Source organism: Photorhabdus bodei, from assembly GCF_003287735.1.
GTDB classification, from domain to species: Bacteria; Pseudomonadota; Gammaproteobacteria; order Enterobacterales; family Enterobacteriaceae; genus Photorhabdus; species Photorhabdus kayaii.
The window spans coordinates 60,720-79,234 of sequence record NZ_NSCM01000003.1 but is presented as its reverse complement, the minus strand read 5'-3'; the positions used below and the strand labels follow the sequence as shown (position 1 = coordinate 79,234).

Annotated in this window: 20 protein-coding genes and 2 tRNA genes; 17 read left to right on the top strand and 5 right to left on the bottom strand. The window is 43.6% G+C overall.

Annotation, left to right across the window (positions count from 1 at the left end; all coding sequences use genetic code 11):
• Positions 1 to 30 precede the first annotated feature (30 nt).
• Positions 31 to 1,401 (top strand): UDP-N-acetylmuramate:L-alanyl-gamma-D-glutamyl-meso-diaminopimelate ligase, encoded by a 1,371-nt coding sequence (gene mpl, locus CKY02_RS03760; RefSeq protein ID WP_112894278.1) that lies wholly within the window; start codon positions 31 to 33, stop codon positions 1,399 to 1,401.
• A gap of 44 nt (positions 1,402 to 1,445) precedes the next feature.
• Here the strand turns inward: mpl and argR are convergent, their stop codons facing one another.
• A complete protein-coding gene (gene argR / locus CKY02_RS03755) occupies positions 1,446 to 1,916 on the bottom strand; it encodes a transcriptional regulator ArgR (RefSeq protein WP_011148624.1) in 471 nt (156 codons plus the stop codon).
• 454 nt (positions 1,917 to 2,370) lie between these two features.
• On the opposite strand from argR, the gene mdh reads away from it, so the two are divergent.
• Positions 2,371 to 3,309 (top strand): malate dehydrogenase, encoded by a 939-nt coding sequence (gene mdh, locus CKY02_RS03750; protein ID WP_112894277.1) that lies wholly within the window; start codon positions 2,371 to 2,373, stop codon positions 3,307 to 3,309.
• A 101-nt stretch (positions 3,310 to 3,410) separates the two neighbouring features.
• Here mdh and CKY02_RS03745 read toward each other — a convergent pair whose 3' ends face one another.
• Positions 3,411 to 3,677 carry a helix-turn-helix domain-containing protein gene (locus CKY02_RS03745; RefSeq protein ID WP_011148622.1) on the bottom strand — a complete coding sequence of 89 codons (267 nt, stop codon included), beginning with the start codon at positions 3,675 to 3,677 and terminating at the stop codon, positions 3,411 to 3,413.
• A gap of 185 nt (positions 3,678 to 3,862) precedes the next feature.
• Between CKY02_RS03745 and CKY02_RS03740 the strand changes: the two genes are divergently transcribed.
• Together CKY02_RS03740 and CKY02_RS03735 are read left to right on the top strand one after the other, a co-directional pair.
• A complete protein-coding gene (locus CKY02_RS03740; RefSeq protein WP_112877180.1) occupies positions 3,863 to 4,210 on the top strand; it encodes a DNA-binding protein in 348 nt (115 codons plus the stop codon).
• A gap of 76 nt (positions 4,211 to 4,286) precedes the next feature.
• Positions 4,287 to 4,667: a DNA-binding protein gene (locus CKY02_RS03735; RefSeq protein WP_041380418.1), complete on the top strand. Its 381-nt coding sequence runs from the start codon at positions 4,287 to 4,289 to the stop codon at positions 4,665 to 4,667.
• Between the two features lie 21 nt (positions 4,668 to 4,688).
• Here CKY02_RS03735 and ispB read toward each other — a convergent pair whose 3' ends face one another.
• Positions 4,689 to 5,660: an octaprenyl diphosphate synthase gene (ispB, locus tag CKY02_RS03730; protein ID WP_112894276.1), complete on the bottom strand. Its 972-nt coding sequence runs from the start codon at positions 5,658 to 5,660 to the stop codon at positions 4,689 to 4,691.
• Between the two features lie 251 nt (positions 5,661 to 5,911).
• Between ispB and rplU the strand changes: the two genes are divergently transcribed.
• From rplU to cgtA, 3 genes are all read left to right on the top strand, one after another.
• Entirely contained in the window at positions 5,912 to 6,220 is a 309-nt protein-coding gene (rplU, locus tag CKY02_RS03725; protein ID WP_011148618.1) for a 50S ribosomal protein L21, read from the top strand.
• Positions 6,221 to 6,239: 19 nt separating this feature from the next.
• Positions 6,240 to 6,497, top strand: coding sequence for a 50S ribosomal protein L27 (rpmA, locus tag CKY02_RS03720; RefSeq protein WP_036776537.1), 258 nt, complete (start codon positions 6,240 to 6,242; stop codon positions 6,495 to 6,497).
• Positions 6,498 to 6,624: 127 nt separating this feature from the next.
• Positions 6,625 to 7,800 (top strand): Obg family GTPase CgtA, encoded by a 1,176-nt coding sequence (gene cgtA / locus CKY02_RS03715; RefSeq protein ID WP_112894275.1) that lies wholly within the window; start codon positions 6,625 to 6,627, stop codon positions 7,798 to 7,800.
• 54 nt (positions 7,801 to 7,854) lie between these two features.
• Here cgtA and dacB read toward each other — a convergent pair whose 3' ends face one another.
• Positions 7,855 to 9,303: a serine-type D-Ala-D-Ala carboxypeptidase gene (dacB, locus tag CKY02_RS03710; RefSeq protein ID WP_112894274.1), complete on the bottom strand. Its 1,449-nt coding sequence runs from the start codon at positions 9,301 to 9,303 to the stop codon at positions 7,855 to 7,857.
• A 260-nt stretch (positions 9,304 to 9,563) separates the two neighbouring features.
• Here dacB and greA point away from each other — a divergent pair, with 260 nt between their 5' ends.
• Positions 9,564 to 10,040, top strand: a complete 477-nt coding sequence (greA, locus tag CKY02_RS03705) for a transcription elongation factor GreA (RefSeq protein WP_112877184.1) — start codon at positions 9,564 to 9,566, stop codon at positions 10,038 to 10,040.
• A 132-nt stretch (positions 10,041 to 10,172) separates the two neighbouring features.
• Here the strand turns inward: greA and yhbY are convergent, their stop codons facing one another.
• Positions 10,173 to 10,466, bottom strand: coding sequence for a ribosome assembly RNA-binding protein YhbY (gene yhbY / locus CKY02_RS03700; RefSeq protein ID WP_112877185.1), 294 nt, complete (start codon positions 10,464 to 10,466; stop codon positions 10,173 to 10,175).
• Between the two features lie 140 nt (positions 10,467 to 10,606).
• Between yhbY and rlmE the strand changes: the two genes are divergently transcribed.
• The 9 genes from rlmE (at position 10,607) to nusA (ending at position 18,499) form a co-directional block, all read left to right on the top strand.
• Entirely contained in the window at positions 10,607 to 11,236 is a 630-nt protein-coding gene (gene rlmE, locus CKY02_RS03695) for a 23S rRNA (uridine(2552)-2'-O)-methyltransferase RlmE (protein ID WP_112877186.1), read from the top strand.
• A 48-nt stretch (positions 11,237 to 11,284) separates the two neighbouring features.
• Positions 11,285 to 13,246 carry an ATP-dependent zinc metalloprotease FtsH gene (ftsH, locus tag CKY02_RS03690; RefSeq protein WP_162120054.1) on the top strand — a complete coding sequence of 654 codons (1,962 nt, stop codon included), beginning with the start codon at positions 11,285 to 11,287 and terminating at the stop codon, positions 13,244 to 13,246.
• An 83-nt stretch (positions 13,247 to 13,329) separates the two neighbouring features.
• Entirely contained in the window at positions 13,330 to 14,175 is an 846-nt protein-coding gene (folP, locus tag CKY02_RS03685) for a dihydropteroate synthase (protein WP_112894272.1), read from the top strand.
• The gene (gene glmM, locus CKY02_RS03680; protein WP_112894271.1) at positions 14,172 to 15,509 is read left to right on the top strand and encodes a phosphoglucosamine mutase; all 1,338 of its coding nucleotides are present in this window, start codon (positions 14,172 to 14,174) and stop codon (positions 15,507 to 15,509) included. Before folP ends, glmM begins: the two co-directional genes overlap by 4 nt.
• A gap of 176 nt (positions 15,510 to 15,685) precedes the next feature.
• The gene (gene secG / locus CKY02_RS03675) at positions 15,686 to 16,024 is read left to right on the top strand and encodes a preprotein translocase subunit SecG (RefSeq protein ID WP_112894270.1); all 339 of its coding nucleotides are present in this window, start codon (positions 15,686 to 15,688) and stop codon (positions 16,022 to 16,024) included.
• Positions 16,025 to 16,081: 57 nt separating this feature from the next.
• A tRNA-Leu gene (locus CKY02_RS03670) sits at positions 16,082 to 16,170 on the top strand.
• Between the two features lie 58 nt (positions 16,171 to 16,228).
• A tRNA-Met gene (locus tag CKY02_RS03665) sits at positions 16,229 to 16,305 on the top strand.
• Between the two features lie 211 nt (positions 16,306 to 16,516).
• Positions 16,517 to 16,969: a ribosome maturation factor RimP gene (gene rimP / locus CKY02_RS03660; protein WP_146747385.1), complete on the top strand. Its 453-nt coding sequence runs from the start codon at positions 16,517 to 16,519 to the stop codon at positions 16,967 to 16,969.
• A 21-nt stretch (positions 16,970 to 16,990) separates the two neighbouring features.
• Positions 16,991 to 18,499 carry a transcription termination factor NusA gene (nusA, locus tag CKY02_RS03655; RefSeq protein ID WP_112877192.1) on the top strand — a complete coding sequence of 503 codons (1,509 nt, stop codon included), beginning with the start codon at positions 16,991 to 16,993 and terminating at the stop codon, positions 18,497 to 18,499.
• Positions 18,500 to 18,515 lie beyond the last annotated feature (16 nt).

Below are 18,515 nucleotides of genomic sequence, written 5' to 3'. Positions count from 1 at the left end.
GCTAACTTCATGCTATGGAATAGGAAATCAATGCGTATTCATATTCTTGGTATCTGCGGCACTTTTATGGGGGGACTGGCAATTTTGGCTCGTTCTCTTGGTCATGAAGTGACTGGTTCTGATGCCAATGTTTATCCACCAATGAGTACCTTACTGGAAAAACATGGGATTAATCTGATTCAGGGATATGACCCGGCACAGTTGGATTCTGTGCCAGATATGGTCATCATCGGTAACATTATGAGCCGTGGGAATCCTTGTGTAGAAGCTGTGCTGGAGCGTGGGCTCCCTTATACTTCTGGCCCACAATGGCTGCATGATTATGTTTTGTCAGAACGTTGGGTGCTGGCGGTTGCAGGGACGCATGGCAAGACAACAACTGCGGGTATGTTAGCCTGGATTTTGGAAGCTTGTGGTTATAAACCAGGTTTCTTAATCGGTGGTGTTTCGGGGAATTTTGAAACATCAGCTCAGATCGGGGAAAGCTCGTTTTTCGTAATAGAAGCTGATGAATATGACAGCGCTTTTTTTGATAAACGATCTAAGTTTGTGCATTACAGCCCACGTACGCTGATCATGAACAATCTGGAATTCGATCATGGCGATATTTTTGGCGATCTGGCTGCTATTCAGAGGCAGTTCCACCATCTTGTCAGGATCGTTCCGGGTAGTGGTAAGATTCTTGTCCCGGATAACGATATTAACCTGAAACAGGTTTTGTCTATGGGCTGTTGGAGTGAGTTGGAACTAGTGGGTGAAACCGGTAACTGGCAGGCAAAAAAGATCAGTACAGACAGCCGTCATTATCAGGTGTTTTATGGTGGTAAAGTTGTCGGAGAAGTGAACGGGTCGCTGGTGGGTGAACATAATATGCGCAATGGGTTGATTGCAATTGCTGCTGCACATCATGTTGGTGTCCAGCCCGCAGATGCCTGTTGTGCTTTAAGTGAATTTATTAATGCCCGTCGTCGCCTTGAACTACGTGGTGAGGAAAACGGTGTTGCTGTTTATGATGATTTTGCTCATCACCCGACAGCAATTCTGGCAACACTCGAAGCCCTGCGTAGTAAGGTTGGAGGAACAGCCCGTATTATTACCGTACTGGAACCGCGTTCAAATACGATGAAAATGGGTGTGAGTAAGAATGAGATTGCCCCAGCATTAGGGCGTGCTGATAAAGTATTTTTATTCCAGCCAGCTAACATTAAATGGCACGTATCAGAAATTGCAGATCACTGTGTTCAGCCAGCGTATTGGAGCGCTGATATAGATTCACTGGTGCATATGATTGTTGATAAGGCGCAGCAGGGGGATCATATTCTGGTTATGAGTAATGGAGGGTTTGGTGATATTCATGAAAAATTACTCTCTAAGCTGAATAAAAAAGCTTATCAATCCTGAGAATAGCTGCGGGAAAATGAATCGCGCCATGTTGGCGCGTTCATTTAAAGCTCTTGTTCGAACAACCCAAGGATGGCTCCACGCAGCTGTTCTGTTGTGGAATCTCTGGTGAGTGTAACGAAGATGGTGTCATCACCTGCAATACTGCCGAGTATACCTTCTGATTTACCAAGAGAATCTAGCAGACGAGCAATAAGTTGGGCAGCACCAGGGCTTGTGCGAATCACAACTATAGGATGGTTGTAATCAACGTCTAATACTAGATTTTTTAGTGGGCTAGTGGCAGTAGGAACACCAAGCTCAGCAGGCAGGCAGTAAACCATCTCCATTTTAGCATTACGGGTGCGAACAGCACCAAATTTAGTCAGCATTCTAGAGACTTTGGATTGGTTAATGTTCTCAAAACCTTCTTCCAGTAAAGCAGTGACAATTTCACCTTGAGAGCTAAATTTTTCTTCTTTCAATAACGCCTTGAAAGCTTTTACTAAGTCTTCCTGTTTAGAGGGAGTGCGCATATTTCACCATATTCAATCAGCTATGAAACTTGTATTATGCATATAAATGAATTTTTATGCAATAATAATGATTTTATAGCCAATTTGAACCGTGCAAAGCTGGTCTTATGTTATATAGAAATTCATAAAATATGAATATGGAAATTTGCTTTTTTAGCCGGTTATCAAGTAAATATATTGTTAATCAAATGATGTTGTTTGGCGTTGTTGTTGGGTGTAAGGTATTTAGCCAATTGTTTCGTAAAATCATAAGGAAATTCTCAAAATAGTGTCCGTTATCTCATTAACAGATAAGCATTTTGCCTAGAATACGGCGACTTTTGCGTCCCACTATTAGAGCGTAAGTCCACAATTTGGTTGTTAACCGATTGTTTTCAAAAACGAAGTAATCTATGGTTCTTAACTAGATGAATTCACAGCATTTTAAAGTATAAACGATTTAAGGAGTATCAGGATGAAAGTTGCAGTTCTCGGTGCAGCCGGTGGTATTGGTCAGGCTCTTGCTCTTCTACTAAAAACCCAGCTTCCTTCAGGTTCAGAACTTTCTTTATATGATATCGCTCCAGTGACACCTGGGGTGGCTGTTGATCTGGGCCACATTCCAACGGAAGTGAAAATTAAAGGCTTTGCTGGTGAAGATGCAACTCCAGCGTTGGAAGGAGCAAATGTTGTATTGATTTCTGCTGGGGTTGCCCGTAAACCAGGTATGGATCGTTCAGATCTGTTTAATGTTAATGCGGGGATCGTTCGTAACCTGGTAGAACAAGTGGCTAAAACTTGCCCGAAATCACTGATTGGGATTATTACTAATCCAGTCAACACAACTGTGGCTATTGCAGCCGAAGTGCTGAAAAAAGCAGGTGTATATGACAAAAACCGCCTGTTTGGTGTTACAACGCTGGATGTTATTCGCTCTAATACTTTTGTTGCTGAATTGAAAGGTAAAAAACCACAGGAAATCGAAGTACCCGTTATCGGTGGTCATTCTGGTGTGACAATCTTACCTCTGTTGTCTCAGATCCCTGGTGTGAGCTTTACTGATGAAGAGCTGGCTGCCTTAACTAAGCGTATTCAGAATGCCGGTACTGAAGTCGTTGAGGCTAAGGCGGGTGGAGGATCTGCAACTCTGTCTATGGGGCAAGCTGCGGCTCGTCTGGGCCTCTCTTTGGTCCGTGGCTTACAAGGTGAAAGTGATGTTGTAGAATGTGCTTATATTGAAGGTGATGGTAAATATGCTCGCTTCTTTGCCCAGCCAGTTCGTTTGGGTAAAAATGGCGTAGAAGAGCGTTTGAACGTTGGTGAGCTGAGTGATTTTGAACAGAAAGCACTGGAAGGCATGCTAGATGTATTGAGAAAAGATATAGAATTAGGCGAAAAATTTATTAATAACTAATTAATATATTTTATAAATAAAAAATATATATCTATGAAACAATAAAACCGCTGGTATAGCGAATTACCGGCGGTTTTTGTTCAGCTAATATAATTCGTTAGCTAATTATTTGTTTGTTCGCGTACTTTCCTTTCTAATAATTCTCCAGTATTTGGATCAAAATAACGACTTGGCCAAATTTCTGAAGGGTGTATTTCCAGATAATTCGCAATTATCCATTCTCCCTTTGGCCACGGACGAGATAGTGCATTCGCCAGGGTCGATGAGCTGAGCCCTGCTCTGCGTGATACCTCAGCTAAGGTTGTTCCCCGCTTGCGTAAAGCTGCAATTATATCGGCAGGATGCCAATCAGATTTCCTTGAAATCATTTTTAATCCTTTTTTTATTAAATTTGATGCTATGTTAGTGGTATAAATAACAGGTATGCATGAGAGCAATAACGAACTTAAACCTGTTATTGAGAAATAAAATAGCATTATTTTTCCAAAAGTATTTCCAAATTTTTTCTTAAAAACTTCTTTTTTGAACTTGGTTACAAAAATAGAGAAACGTGATGAAAAAAGAGTGGTATTCGGCCAAGGAGTTAATCGGCGTGGGTGAGTTACCTGGATCACCACAAGGAGTTAATGCCAGAGCAAAACGAGAGGAGTGGTTACGTCAGAAAAGACAAGGTGTACAAGGTAAAGCAGTCGAGTATCACTACTCCTGTTTCCCGGAAACGACCATTGCAGCATTGGAGCTTCATGAATCATCTTCTGAGTATCAGGTGCAGAAGCAAGATCCTTTGTCGATTTGGGTTGGTGCTTTTCATCAGTTATCAGAATCTGAGAAACAGGCTGTGATAGCCATAATTTTACGGGATGGTATCAGAAGTTTTTTAGAAAAACTTTCTGTTATTTAGCCCATTTTTGGAAATTAGAAATGCCAACTAACTTGGATTCTTCTTCATTATCCCGGTGCAAAGTGAGAAGAAAAGTATGAAAAAAGAATGGTACTCAGCTAAAGAGCTGGTTGGTATTGCCGGACTTCCTTCTTCGCCACAGGGGATAAATCTGATGGCGAGGCGGGAAGGATGGGAATATAGACGTAAACGGGGTGTTCAGGGCAAGGCTCTTGAATATCATATAAATAGTTTGCCTGAAGATGTACTTAATGTGCTATCCGTAGGGGAAAGTACTATTGATTATACAAACAAACGACAAGACCCATTCTTAATTTGGATTGAGGCTTACTATCAATTAACTAAAGTTGAGCGGGAAAAAATTGTGAAATTTATTCTTCGGGAGGGGCTCGCAAAACTTATTGGTTATATTGATGTAGGTGTTGAAGACGCAGAAAAAAACCTGGAGTCAGATTAACCCCAGGTTTCGTTCTATCGATTAAGAAAGGCGTTGTACTGCAATATGGGCTAACCCCACGAGTGCTTGCTTGTATGGGGAGTTTTCCAGTGCCTGCAAAGCAGCTATTGCTTTATCTGCTTCTTCCTCTGCTCGTTTACGGGTATATTCCAGTGAACCGCACTGTTTCATGGTTGTCAGTACGGTTTCGAGTAAATGGCGGCCATTACCTTTTTCAATTGCTTCACGGATAAGTGCTGATTGTTCTGGAGTGCCATGATTCATAGCGTGTAGCAAGGGCAATGTCGGTTTACCTTCGTTAAGATCATCACCGGTGTTTTTGCCTAATGTATCGCTATCAGCATTATAATCCAGTAAATCATCAATCAACTGGAATGCAGTACCTAAATAACGTCCGTAATTTTGTAAAGCCATTTCTTGCTCTGGGGTGGCGTTAGATAGAATTGCGGAAGAGTGTGCGGCAACTTCAAATAATCGGGCTGTTTTACTGTAAATCACCCGCATATAATCATCTTCAGAAATATTTGGATCATTGCAGTTCATCAACTGTAAAACTTCGCCTTCAGCGATAACATTGGTTGCCTCTGACATCAATTTAAGAACTCGCATGGAGTTAAGCTCTGTCATCATCTGGAAAGAGCGCGTGTATATAAAATCACCAACCAGCACGCTTGCTGCATTACCAAACATGGCATTGGCAGTCGCTTTGCCACGTCGCATGTCTGATTCATCCACTACATCATCATGTAACAGAGTCGCTGTGTGGATAAATTCAATTAATGCAGCAACAGTAATATGCTTATCACCCTGATAACCCAATGCTCTGCTAGCCAGGATGGCAATGATTGGGCGAATGCGTTTTCCACCACCACTGATTATGTAGTAGCCCAACTGATTGATAAGAGTAACGTCAGAATTCAACTGACTAAGAATGGTTTCATTTACCGCTGCCATATCATCAGCGGTTAGCTTGATAATGGATTCTAAATTCATATTTTTTCGGCTATGGGTTTTAATGCGGAGTTGTGTTCATATTAACATTAAAATAGTTATTGCTGTGTCTTGATTGTACTCGAAAAACAGTCTAAATAAATGACAATTCAGCAACTGTGTTTTTTTATCATCTGCTCTAATTCTGCTCTTGTCTTCTTAGGCTTTTTTGCGTAGAATTCGCGCCCTATTATGAATATTTATAGTGCGCTCTGGAATGATATTTAAGGGGGCGTGCGGAAAGCGGAGTTTATATGTACGCGGTTTTCCAAAGTGGTGGTAAACAACACCGAGTCAGCGAAGGTCAAACAATTCGCCTGGAAAAGCTGGACATCGCAACGGGTGAAACTGTTGAGTTTGACCAGGTTCTGATGGTCGCTAATGGTGATGACATCAAAATCGGCGCTCCTGTCGTTGAAGGCGTTAAAATCAAAGCTGAAGTGGTTGCCCACGGTCGTGGCGAGAAAATTAAAATCGTTAAGTTTCGTCGTCGTAAACACAGCCGTAAGCAGCAAGGCCACCGTCAGTGGTTCACCGATGTTAAAATCACTGGCATCGCTTAAGATTTAGGAGAGCAGATTAATGGCACACAAAAAGGCTGGCGGCTCAACTCGTAATGGCCGCGATTCTGAAAGCAAACGTCTGGGTGTAAAACGTTTTGGTGGCGAGTCTGTATTAGCAGGCAGCATCATTGTTCGTCAACGTGGTACTAAATTCCACGCTGGCGATAACGTTGGTTGTGGTCGTGATCACACCCTGTTCGCATTAGCTGACGGGAAAGTTAAATTCGAAGTTAAAGGCCCGAAAAACCGCAAATTTATCAGCATCGAAGCTGAATAAGTTTTTCGAGTTATAAACCGAATCAGAAGCCCTGCATGTGTTGCGGGGCTTTTTATATTCTAAAGTACGCCATCTCTGGGTAACACGGCCGTCCAGCACTGTAATGGCTATCATACGGAGAAAAAATATGAAATTTGTAGATGAAGCCAGAATACTGGTTGTTGCAGGGGATGGTGGCAATGGTTGTGTCAGCTTCCGTCGTGAAAAATATATTCCGAAAGGTGGGCCAGACGGTGGGGATGGTGGGGATGGTGGGGATGTTTATCTGCTAGCAGATGAAAATCTCAACACACTGATTGACTATCGTTTTGAAAAATCCTTTCGGGCAGAACGTGGACAAAATGGCCAAAGCCGTGATTGTACAGGCAAGCGTGGTCAGGATACCACGATTAAAGTCCCTGTTGGGACCCGTGTCCGTGATGTAGCAACCGGTGAGGTTTTAGGCGATATGATTCGTCATGAACAGCGTCTAATGGTAGCAAAAGGTGGATTCCATGGGCTTGGCAATACCCGCTTTAAATCTTCTGTTAACCGGGCCCCTCGTCAAAGAACGATGGGGACTTCAGGTGAAACTCGTGAATTGATGCTGGAACTGATGTTGTTGGCAGATGTTGGTATGCTAGGGATGCCAAATGCAGGCAAATCCACCTTTATCCGTGCTGTTTCTGCCGCTAAACCAAAAGTTGCAGATTATCCATTTACCACTCTGGTACCAAGCTTGGGTGTAGTAAGGATGGATAACGAACAAAGTTTCGTTGTGGCTGATATTCCAGGGCTCATTGAAGGTGCTTCTGATGGCGCTGGCTTGGGTATTCGCTTCTTGAAACATCTGGAACGTTGCCGGGTATTGCTGCACTTAATCGATATTTGTCCTGTTGATGAATCAGATCCTGTTGAAAATGCCCGGATTATTGTCAACGAGCTACAGCAATACAGTGAAAAATTGGCAGAAAAACCACGTTGGTTGGTGTTCAATAAAGTTGATCTGTTGGAGCCAGAAGAAGCTAGACAGCGTGCCCAAGCTATTGCTGATGAATTGGGTTGGGAAGGCGACTTTTATATGATCTCAGCGATAAATCGTCTGGGTGTTAAAGCGCTTTGCTGGGATATTATGGAGTTTATGAAAACTCAGCCTCGTAATATGAGCAGAACAGAAGGTGAAGCTCAGCCTGAGAAAGTTGAATTCATGTGGGATGACTACCATAAGAAGCAATTGGAACAGGTTTCGGAAGTAGACGATGACTGGGATGACGATTGGGACGAAGATGACGATGAAGGCGTTGAAGTTATTTACAAACACTGATTTTTTCACTTTCTCATCATAGCTAAGGGCGCCATCTTTGTGGCGCCAATTTTATCAGTTGTGTTGGTATAAATCTTTATACAGCCTGCTTTCGAATCGAATCAAAGGGGCCCGACGGTTGCGATGCTCTTTTGGCGGTACGGCGTAAGCGGAAATAAATTGCACGAAAGCAACTTGTTGACCGCTAGCAGTGGTTATAAAGCCAGCTAGGTTATAAACTCCTTGCAGGGCACCGGTTTTAGCCGAAACTTTTCCGTTTACTCCTGCTTCATCCAGCCCTCCTCGGTATCTTAATGTGCCATCACGACCCGCTAATGGCAGCATGGAAATAAAATCTAATTCTTGATCATGTTGAGCAATAAACTGTAATACTTCCATCATGGTTGCTGGAGTAATCAGATTATGGCGGGATAATCCTGAGCCATCCACCATCACGGTATTTCCTAGATCGATACCCGCTTTTTGTTTTAATATTTGCCTTACCGCATCAGAGCCTGAACGCCAGGTTCCTGGTATATCAAAGTGTTGTCGGCCTATTGTCCGAAATACGGTATCAGCAATCATATTGTCAGATTTTTTTAGCATGACTTTCAGCAGATCATGTAATGGTGCTGATTGATTTTGAGCCAGAACTTTTCCCGGTTCAGTTGGTAAACTTTGGCGTTTAAGATTACCTGTGATTTCAATTCCTGCAATTTGCAATTCATTTTTGAGGATTGCCCCCGCATAGCTGGTACCATTTTGAATCGCGAAAGCCAGTGGCAACGGTTCACTGCGTTGAGTAAGGCATCCGGTAAGAGTAAAACGGTTCAGTTCTCCGGGAACGACGTCCAGTTCGCAGTACTGGCTTTCAGGAGAGCCTTTTGCCAACGTTTTAACTTCGCTGAACATATTTACGGGATAAAAGGATGCTACGCGGATAAATGCAGTATCACCGGGGCGTTCAGCACTATATAGCGAAACTGAAAAACAATTTCGATCTACAATTGCGGCAGCAGGGGGAGCGCTGAAACATTGGGTCATGTCATTCCATACCCAACCGGGAGCTTTATCGTGGCTAGCAAAGGTGGAAACATCTATCAGAAGATCGCCGTCAATTTTATCCACGCCAGATTGTTTCAGAACTGTGACCATATTGCGAAGTTGTTGACGGGTCAGTGTCGGATCTCCGACAAAACGAGCAATCAAATTCCCTCTCAGGACGCCGTTTGAAATTTTTCCGTGACTTTCCAGTGTGGTGATAAAGCGATAATCTTTACCCAGTTGTAACAATGCTGCAAGAGCTGTGACAACTTTCAGCGTACTTGCTGGTAGAGCCATTTGTTGCCCGTGATAATCAATTAACGGGGTACTGCTACCCGCTTTTTGAGCGATTAACGCCAGATTAGTACCATCAGGCAGATATTGCGTATATTCCTCAACAGGTGTGGCGTTTGCGTTGGGTGTAGCCAGATACAGAGCGGTAACGCAAATTAATCTGCCGGCAATTTTAAAGAAGGACATAAATTTCGCATATGGATGTAGACATACCACAATACTAAGGCGCAAAGTGGGGAAAAGTAAACGATGACCCATCACCAAGTCTACGTTAGAATGATATATTAATATGTAAAATATGATTGTGAACTCTGGGTAGTCCTATGGTTTGCACTATTGTTTATTGTCTGTAAGCCCGCCCGATAAGGTGTGCTCATTGTGCTGTTATCTGAAAACATCAGGATGATGCTGGTTTTTTGCTCAGAAAAGATTTAGAGGATTAATAAATGAAACAGATTCCAATGACGGTACGTGGCGCGGATAAGTTGCGCGAAGAGCTAGATTATCTAAAGAACGTACGTCGTCCAAAAATTATTTCAGACATTGCTGAAGCGCGTGAACATGGTGATCTGAAAGAAAACGCTGAGTATCATGCTGCTCGTGAACAACAAGGTTTCTGCGAAGGCCGTATTCAGGAAATCGAAGCTAAACTTTCTAATGCACAAGTGATTGATGTCACAAAGATGCCCAAGGCTGGACGTGTTATTTTTGGGACTACAGTTACGGTTTTGAATGTTAATACTGATGAAGAGCAGACTTACCGGATTGTGGGTGATGATGAGGCGGATATTAAAGAAAATTTAATCTCAGTGAATTCACCAATTGCCCGTGGTTTGATAGGTAAAGAAGTTGATGACGTTGTTATTATCAAAACACCAGGTGGTGAAGTTGAATATGAAATCCTGAAAGTTGAATATATTTAACTTCGGGATTGGCCTGTTGCTATTGATTTACGTTAGGTAAAGTTACATAAGGATCGTGGAAAAGTAAAAAAGGCCGAATATGGCCTTTTTTATCATAATATGCGCACCGCATTTTATATAAATGTGGTTTGATTATTTAGGTAAAATAATTTTGCGTTCTTCCGATTGGCGGTAAAGAACTAGAGTTTTACCGATAATTTGCACATTATATGCACCGGTCTCGCGGACAATTGCATCGGCGATCAAATTTTTGGTTTCGCGATCTTCGCCTGCGATTTTGACTTTGATAAGCTCATGGTGTGACAGCGTTTGTTCAATTTCGGCCAACACACCCTCGGTCAGGCCGTTATTACCAATCATGACGACAGGTTTTAGCGGGTGAGCGAGACTTTTCAGGTGTTGTACTTGTTTTTTGTTAAGGGCCATTGTTTTTTTGCTTAGTTAGGATTGAAAACGAGACATTCTACCGCCATCTCATCTCTATCACCATAAATAGTGTGTTGTGGTTTTGGTGTATGGAGCAATAGATATCTGGCTCTTTATTCGTAGTATAGTTGGAAAGGACAATGGCCAATAAAAAACGTTCGGCAAGCTCCAGTCGCTGGTTACAAGAACACTTTAGTGATAAATATGTTCTGCAAGCACAGAAAAAAGGGCTTCGTTCTCGCGCTTGGTTTAAACTTGATGAAATTCAACAAAGTGACAAAATTTTTAAGCCTGGCATGACCGTTGTCGATTTAGGCGCAGCTCCTGGTGGATGGTCTCAGTACGCAGTGAGTCAAATTAGTGATAATGGGCGAGTGATTGCCTGTGATCTTTTACCGATGGATCCCATTGTTGGCGTCGATTTCCTTCAGGGTGATTTTCGTGATGAACTTGTATTGAAAACATTGCTTGAGCGAGTTGGTGATAACAAAGTCCAGGTCGTCATGTCGGATATGGCACCCAATATGAGCGGAACACCTGCGGTCGATATTCCTCGATCCATGTATCTGGTTGAATTGGCGTTAGATATGTGTCGTGATGTGCTGGCCCCTGGGGGGAGTTTTATTGTCAAAGTGTTTCAGGGAGAGGGCTTTGATGAATACCTGAGGGAAATGCGCTCCCTATTTACGAACGTGAAAATTCGTAAGCCAGACGCTTCGCGGGCCCGATCGCGTGAAGTATACATTGTAGCGACAGGGCGGAAACTATAGTACCCTGAATGCTATTTGTTAACACAGTTGTAATATGAGGTTAATCCCTTGAGTGACATGGCGAAAAACCTGATTCTCTGGTTAGTTATCGCAGTTGTGCTGATGTCGTTATTCCAGAGTTTTGGTCCCAGCGATTCCAATAGTCGTAGGGTGGATTACTCTACCTTCATCAATGAATTAGCCCAGGATCAGGTGCGCGAAGTTCGTATCACAGGTCGTGAAATTAACGTTAGTAGGAAAGATAACAGCAGATACACCACTTACCTACCAGTACAGGATGAAAAACTGCTAGATACGTTACTGAATAAAAACGTAAAAGTGGTTGGTGAACCCCCAGAGGAACCAAGTCTGCTAACTTCTATTTTCATTTCCTGGTTCCCGATGTTACTGCTTATTGGGGTCTGGATTTTCTTTATGCGTCAGATGCAGGGTGGTGGCGGTAAAGGGGCAATGTCTTTTGGTAAAAGCAAGGCCCGTATGCTGACAGAAGATCAGATTAAAACCACTTTTGCTGATGTTGCTGGTTGCGACGAAGCGAAAGAAGAAGTTGGTGAACTGGTGGAATATCTGCGAGAACCAGGCCGCTTCCAGAAGTTAGGTGGAAAAATTCCGAAAGGTATTCTGATGGTTGGGCCTCCGGGTACGGGTAAGACTTTACTGGCAAAAGCAATTGCTGGTGAAGCGAAAGTGCCGTTCTTTACTATCTCTGGTTCTGACTTTGTTGAAATGTTTGTTGGTGTTGGTGCATCCCGTGTTCGTGATATGTTCGAGCAGGCGAAGAAAGCAGCACCTTGTATCATCTTTATTGATGAGATTGATGCGGTGGGCCGTCAGCGTGGTGCTGGTTTGGGTGGGGGTCATGATGAACGTGAGCAGACTCTGAACCAGATGCTAGTTGAGATGGATGGTTTTGAAGGCAATGAGGGTATTATCGTTATTGCCGCGACTAACCGTCCCGACGTACTTGATCCTGCGTTGTTGCGTCCTGGTCGTTTTGACCGTCAGGTTGTTGTTGGTTTGCCAGACGTACGTGGTCGCGAGCAGATTCTGAAGGTTCATATGCGCCGGGTTCCTCTGGATACTGATGTTGATGCTTCTGTCATTGCTCGCGGTACTCCGGGATTCTCTGGTGCTGATTTGGCTAACCTAGTGAACGAAGCTGCTTTGTTTGCTGCCCGTGGTAACAGACGCGTAGTTTCCATGGTTGAATTCGAAAAAGCGAAAGACAAAATCATGATGGGCGCAGAACGCCGCTCTATGGTGATGACGGAAGAGCAAAAAGAATCAACTGCTTATCATGAAGCAGGCCATGCCATTATTGGCCGTCTGGTTCCTGAGCATGATCCTGTTCATAAAGTTACCATTATTCCGCGTGGTCGCGCTTTGGGTGTGACTTTTTTCCTACCGGAAGGCGATCAGATCAGCGCTAGTCGCCAGAAGTTGGAAAGCCAGATTTCAACCTTATATGGAGGTCGTCTGGCGGAAGAGATTATTTATGGCCCAGACAGCGTTTCTACTGGTGCATCTAACGATATCAAAGTGGCGACATCAATTGCCCGTAACATGGTAACTCAGTGGGGGTTCTCGGAAAAACTTGGCCCATTACTCTATGCAGAGGAAGAAGGGGAAGTGTTCCTTGGCCGTTCAGTTGCTAAAGCTAAACATATGTCTGATGAAACTGCTCGTCTTATTGATCAGGAAGTTAAGGCAATTATCGATCATAACTATCAACGTGCTCGTCAGATTCTGATGGACAACCTTGATATTCTGCATTCGATGAAAGATGCATTGATGAAGTACGAGACTATTGATGCTCCCCAGATTGATGACTTAATGAATCGTACAAATATTCGTCCACCAGCAGGATGGGAAAGTGATAGCGGCAGCAGTAATAACAGTCGCTCAACAGGTAATACACCTCCTCCACAGGCTGCAAAACCAACTGATGATATCAATACGTTGGCGCAAGGTGGTGAGCAAGTAGGGCAGTCAGGAAATAAAGATCAGTAATTGTTCCATTGTTTCGTAGTCTGATTTGATATTCATGAAACCCCAGGTAAGTCCTGGGGTTTTGACATTGAAGGTAACCGAACATGAAACTCAGAGCCAGAGACAATGTTCTCGATCTTTCCCGCCCACAAGTAATGGGTATTTTGAATGTGACTCCAGATTCATTTTCTGATGGTGGGGCTCATAATACTCTGGATATGGCCTTACAACATGCTGAGAAGATGATTAATGAAGGCGCTGCGATCATTGATATCGGTGGGGAATCTACCCGTCCGGGAGCTGATGAAGTTAGTGAACAAGAAGAAGTGGATCGTGTTGTTCCGGTTGTTGAGGCTTTAGCTCAACGATTTAATATCTGGATTTCTGTTGATACCTCGAAAGCATTGGTGATGAGTGAGTCAGCAAAAGCTGGTGCCCATTTGATTAACGATATTCGTGCATTACAAGAGCCTGGTGCTTTGGAAAGCGTAGCTAAATCTGGCTTACCCGTTTGCTTGATGCATATGAAAGGCCAACCACGTACTATGCAGGATGCTCCACATTATGAAAATTTGTTAATAGAAGTGAACCAATTTTTTACTGAGCAAATTAAACGTTGTGTGATGGCAGGGATAACAAAAGATAAACTTGTTCTTGATCCTGGCTTCGGTTTTGGCAAGAACTTGACGCATAATTATCAGTTACTGGCACATTTAAACCAATTTCATCAATTTGGTTTACCTGTGCTAGCAGGAATGTCACGTAAATCTATGATAGGTCAGTTGCTTCATGTGCCACCACAAGAAAGGGTTATCGGTAGTGTAGCTTGCGCAGTTATCGCTGCTATGCAAGGAGTGCAAATTATCCGGGTACATGATGTCAAAGAAACCGTGCAGGCAATGCACATTGTCGGAGCAACACTTTCAGCAAAGGAAGAAAAGAAATTATGAGTAACCGAAAATATTTTGGTACTGATGGTATCCGTGGCAAAGTGGGCGATAGCCCAATTACGCCAGATTTTGTGTTAAAGCTTGGTTGGGCTGCGGGTAAGGTACTGGCTCGTCATGGTTCTCGTAAGATCATTATCGGTAAAGATACCCGTATTTCTGGCTATATGCTGGAATCTTCTTTAGAAGCAGGTTTAGCTGCGGCTGGTTTATCTGCTTCGTTCACTGGTCCTATGCCAACACCTGCTGTTGCTTATCTGACCCGAACTTTCCGTGCTGAAGCTGGAATTGTTATCTCTGCTTCTCATAATCCTTATTATGATAACGGTATTAAATTCTTCTCTATTGATGGTACGAAACTGCCGGATGATGTGGAAGAAGCGATTGAGGCTGAAATGGAAAAGCCACTGACTTGTGTGGAATCCGCAGAGTTAGGGCGCGCAAATCGTATTGTTGATGCTGCTGGTCGTTATATCGAATTCTGTAAAGGTACATTTCCAAGTGAGCAAAGTCTTAATGGATTGAAAATTGTACTTGATTGCGCTAACGGTGCGACTTACCACATTGCTCCAAATGTACTCAGAGAACTAGGGGCTGATGTTGTGACGATTGGCTGTGAACCAAACGGTATCAATATTAATGAAAAGTGCGGTGCTACCGATGTTCGTTTGTTGCAACAACGTGTTGTAGAAGAGAAAGCAGATGTTGGTTTGGCATTTGATGGTGATGGTGATCGCGTTATTATGGTTGACCATTTGGGACAGAAAGTTGATGGCGACCAGATCCTTTATATTATTGCCCGTGAAGCATTGAGACAAGGACAACTGCGTGGTGGCGTTGTTGGTACGCTGATGAGTAATATGGGATTGGAGTTAGCATTGAAGCAGCTTGGTATCCCATTTTTGCGTGCTAAAGTGGGTGACCGTTATGTGCTGGAAAAATTGCAGGAAGAAGGCTGGCGTTTAGGGGCCGAAAACTCTGGTCATGTTATCTTACTGGATAAAACAACTACGGGTGACGGCATTGTTGCTGGCCTTCAGATTCTGAGTGCTATGGTACGTAACCATATGAGTTTGCACGATCTGTGTAGTGGTATGAAACTTTTGCCGCAGGTGCTGGTAAATGTTCGTTTCTCCAGTTCACACGATCCACTTAAATCGGAAAGCGTAATGAATACGACTAAATCTGTTGAAGCTGAATTAAATGGCCGTGGACGGGTATTGTTACGTAAATCTGGTACTGAGCCATTGATTCGTGTCATGGTAGAGGGTGAAGATGATGTACAAGTCACTGCTTTGGCCCATCGTATTGCTGATGCAGTGAAACACGCTGGTTAATTTGTTGTTTTTTTCTTCAAGTAATTCTGATTATTGAAATTAACCTTGCGTATCAGATGTGGTTTGGTTAGTATTCAGACCCACTCGGTCAGGTGATTAGCCTGTTTGAGTGGGTGATGCAGTATAAGGTAGCCACGTAAACCGTGGTAAACCCCACGAGGACATAGGTACGACATATGTATGAAGCTCTTTTAGTTGTTTTCTTGCTAGTTGCTATAGGGCTAATTGCCTTGGTTATGCTACAGCAGGGTAAAGGTGCTGATATGGGTGCTTCCTTTGGTGCGGGTGCCTCTGCAACGCTGTTTGGTTCATCGGGCTCTGGTAACTTTATGACTCGTATGACTGCGCTTTTCGCCACTCTGTTTTTTATTATTAGTTTGGTGCTTGGAAATATGACCAGTAACCAAACGGGTGTAAGCAGTAAATGGGAGAACATTGGCGAGCCTGCTAAAGCTGAGAAACCGATGGAGACTCCGACGGCCCCGGCAGCACCAAATAGTGATATTCCGCAGTAATCGTCACAAGAAAGAATTGAAATGGGGTTGTTTAATCAGCGATAGCCTCATAGTAGTGCCGAGGTGGTGAAATTGGTAGACACGCTACCTTGAGGTGGTAGTGCCCACACTAGGGCTTACGGGTTCAAGTCCCGTCCTCGGTACCATTATTCGGATAGCTTGCGTTTTTGCAGCTATCGGCGTAATATTTGCCACGTTTTCGAACGCGGGATGGAGCAGCATGGTAGCTCGTCGGGCTCATAACCCGAAGGTCGTCGGTTCAAATCCGGCTCCCGCAACCACTTCTTGAATTAAGATGCACCTTTTTGAACGAAATAATTCAGCAATATTTGAAATATTGGTTCTGATTTAAAGGGGCATGAAGTGAGTGGTTGAAGCCACTGGCAGCAAATAGGGTCCAGTTGCATAAAGCCCCGAATTTCGGGGTTTTTTGTTATTTGACAACAGAACTACTGGGCTAATTAGCCCTTTTTTTATGTCTTGGGGGTGGGCTTGTCCACATTAGAGCAAAAATTAACAGCGATGATTTCAGCACCAGTTGAAGCTTTAGGCTTTGAGTTAGTCGGCTTGGAGTTTATTCGTGCACGTGTTTCTACATTGCGGATTTATATTGATAGTGAGAATGGTATCACTGTTGATGATTGTGCTGATGTTAGCCACCAGGTCAGTGCGGTATTGGATGTCGAAGATCCTATCTCAGTGCTTTATAACCTGGAAATTTCTTCACCTGGCTTAGAGCGTCCATTGTTCACGGTTGAACATTACCAGCGTTTTATTGGTGAGGAAGTCAGTCTGGTTTTACGTATAGCAATGCAAAACCGTCGGAAATGGCTGGGCATTATCAAAACTGTCGACGGCGAAATTATCACGGTTACGGTGGATGGAAAAGATGAAGTGTTCGCACTGAGCAACATCCAGAAAGCGAACCTGGTACCCCACTTTTAAAGTTCGGATGAGGCAACTAGGATGAATAAAGAAATTCTGGCTGTTGTGGAAGCGGTTTCCAACGAAAAATCCCTTCCACGCGAAAAGATCTTCGAGGCGCTGGAAACAGCATTGGCCACAGCCACCAAGAAAAAATATGAACAAGATATTGATGTTCGTGTCAGCATTGACCGTAAATCTGGCGATTTTGACACTTTCCGCCGTTGGTTAGTTGTTGAAGAAGTGACTCAGCCGACTCGTGAAATTACGCTGGAAGCGGCTAGATTTGAAGAGCCTGAAATCGATTTGGGTAGCTATACCGAAGATCAAATTGAATCAGTAACGTTTGATCGTATTACAACGCAAACCGCTAAACAGGTTATTGTACAAAAAGTACGTGAGGCTGAGCGCGCTATGGTTGTTGACCAGTTCCGCGAACAGCAAGGTGAGATCATCACCAGTGTAGTTAAGAAAGTCAATCGTGAGAATATCACTCTTGATTTGGGCAATAATGCTGAAGCCGTTATCCTTCGCGAAGATATGTTACCAAGGGAAAATTTCCGCCCAGGTGACCGCGTGCGTGGTGTACTGTATGATGTTCGTCCTGAAGCACGAGGTGCGCAACTGTTTGTCAGTCGTTCCCGCCCGGAAATGCTGGTTGAACTGTTCCGTATTGAGGTTCCGGAAATTGGTGAGGAGCTAATTGAAATTAAAGCTGCTGCCCGAGATCCGGGCTCTCGCGCTAAGATTGCAGTAAAAACGAATGACAAGCGTATCGATCCGGTAGGTGCTTGCGTTGGCATGCGTGGTGCGCGAGTACAGGCTGTTTCCAGTGAACTGGGCGGCGAACGAATCGATATCGTACTGTGGGATGATAATCCTGTTCAGTTTGTCATTAATGCTATGGCTCCGGCTGATGTTGCATCTATTGTTGTCGACGAAGACAAGTGTACGATGGATGTTGCCGTTGAAAGCAACAATTTAGCGCAGGCTATCGGCCGTAATGGTCAAAATGTGCGCCTGGCTGCGCAGTTGTTGAAAAAACACCGTGGTGATGACAAATGGGAATTAAATGTCATGACTGCTGAAGAGTTACAAGCAAAACATCAGGCAGAAGCTCATGCTTCTATTGATACATTCACTAAGCATCTCGATATTGATGAAGAATTTGCTACCGTTCTAGTCGAAGAAGGGTTCTCAACTCTGGAAGAATTGGCCTATGTACCAATTAAGGAACTTTTGGAAATTGAAGGCCTTGATGAGGAAACTATCGAAGTCCTGCGTGAACGTGCGAAAGCTGCTTTAACTACTCTGGAACTGGCTCAGAAAGAAAGCCTCAGTGATAAACAACCAACTGAAGAGTTGTTAAATCTGACTGGTATGAATCGTACTCTGGCATTTGACCTGGCTGCCCGTGGCATCTATACGCTGGAAGATCTTGCCGAGCAGGGTATCGACGACCTATCTGATATTGAAGGTTTGAATGATGAGAAAACAGGCGAGCTCATCATGGCTGCCCGAAATATCTGTTGGTTTGGCGATGATGCGTAATAAACCGTAGCAGGAA

Excerpts from the sequence above, each read along its gene's own strand:
- mpl (WP_112894278.1), top strand. The coding sequence starts at position 31 with ATGCGTATTCATATTCTTGGTATCTGCGGCACTTTTATGGGGGGACTG.
- argR (WP_011148624.1), bottom strand. The coding sequence starts at position 1,916 with ATGCGCACTCCCTCTAAACAGGAAGACTTAGTAAAAGCTTTCAAGGCG.
- mdh (WP_112894277.1), top strand. The coding sequence starts at position 2,371 with ATGAAAGTTGCAGTTCTCGGTGCAGCCGGTGGTATTGGTCAGGCTCTT.
- CKY02_RS03745 (WP_011148622.1), bottom strand. The coding sequence starts at position 3,677 with ATGATTTCAAGGAAATCTGATTGGCATCCTGCCGATATAATTGCAGCT.
- CKY02_RS03740 (WP_112877180.1), top strand. The coding sequence starts at position 3,863 with ATGAAAAAAGAGTGGTATTCGGCCAAGGAGTTAATCGGCGTGGGTGAG.
- CKY02_RS03735 (WP_041380418.1), top strand. The coding sequence starts at position 4,287 with ATGAAAAAAGAATGGTACTCAGCTAAAGAGCTGGTTGGTATTGCCGGA.
- ispB (WP_112894276.1), bottom strand. The coding sequence starts at position 5,660 with ATGAATTTAGAATCCATTATCAAGCTAACCGCTGATGATATGGCAGCG.
- rplU (WP_011148618.1), top strand. The coding sequence starts at position 5,912 with ATGTACGCGGTTTTCCAAAGTGGTGGTAAACAACACCGAGTCAGCGAA.
- rpmA (WP_036776537.1), top strand. The coding sequence starts at position 6,240 with ATGGCACACAAAAAGGCTGGCGGCTCAACTCGTAATGGCCGCGATTCT.
- cgtA (WP_112894275.1), top strand. The coding sequence starts at position 6,625 with ATGAAATTTGTAGATGAAGCCAGAATACTGGTTGTTGCAGGGGATGGT.
- dacB (WP_112894274.1), bottom strand. The coding sequence starts at position 9,303 with ATGTCCTTCTTTAAAATTGCCGGCAGATTAATTTGCGTTACCGCTCTG.
- greA (WP_112877184.1), top strand. The coding sequence starts at position 9,564 with ATGAAACAGATTCCAATGACGGTACGTGGCGCGGATAAGTTGCGCGAA.
- yhbY (WP_112877185.1), bottom strand. The coding sequence starts at position 10,466 with ATGGCCCTTAACAAAAAACAAGTACAACACCTGAAAAGTCTCGCTCAC.
- rlmE (WP_112877186.1), top strand. The coding sequence starts at position 10,607 with ATGGCCAATAAAAAACGTTCGGCAAGCTCCAGTCGCTGGTTACAAGAA.
- folP (WP_112894272.1), top strand. The coding sequence starts at position 13,330 with ATGAAACTCAGAGCCAGAGACAATGTTCTCGATCTTTCCCGCCCACAA.
- glmM (WP_112894271.1), top strand. The coding sequence starts at position 14,172 with ATGAGTAACCGAAAATATTTTGGTACTGATGGTATCCGTGGCAAAGTG.
- secG (WP_112894270.1), top strand. The coding sequence starts at position 15,686 with ATGTATGAAGCTCTTTTAGTTGTTTTCTTGCTAGTTGCTATAGGGCTA.
- nusA (WP_112877192.1), top strand. The coding sequence starts at position 16,991 with ATGAATAAAGAAATTCTGGCTGTTGTGGAAGCGGTTTCCAACGAAAAA.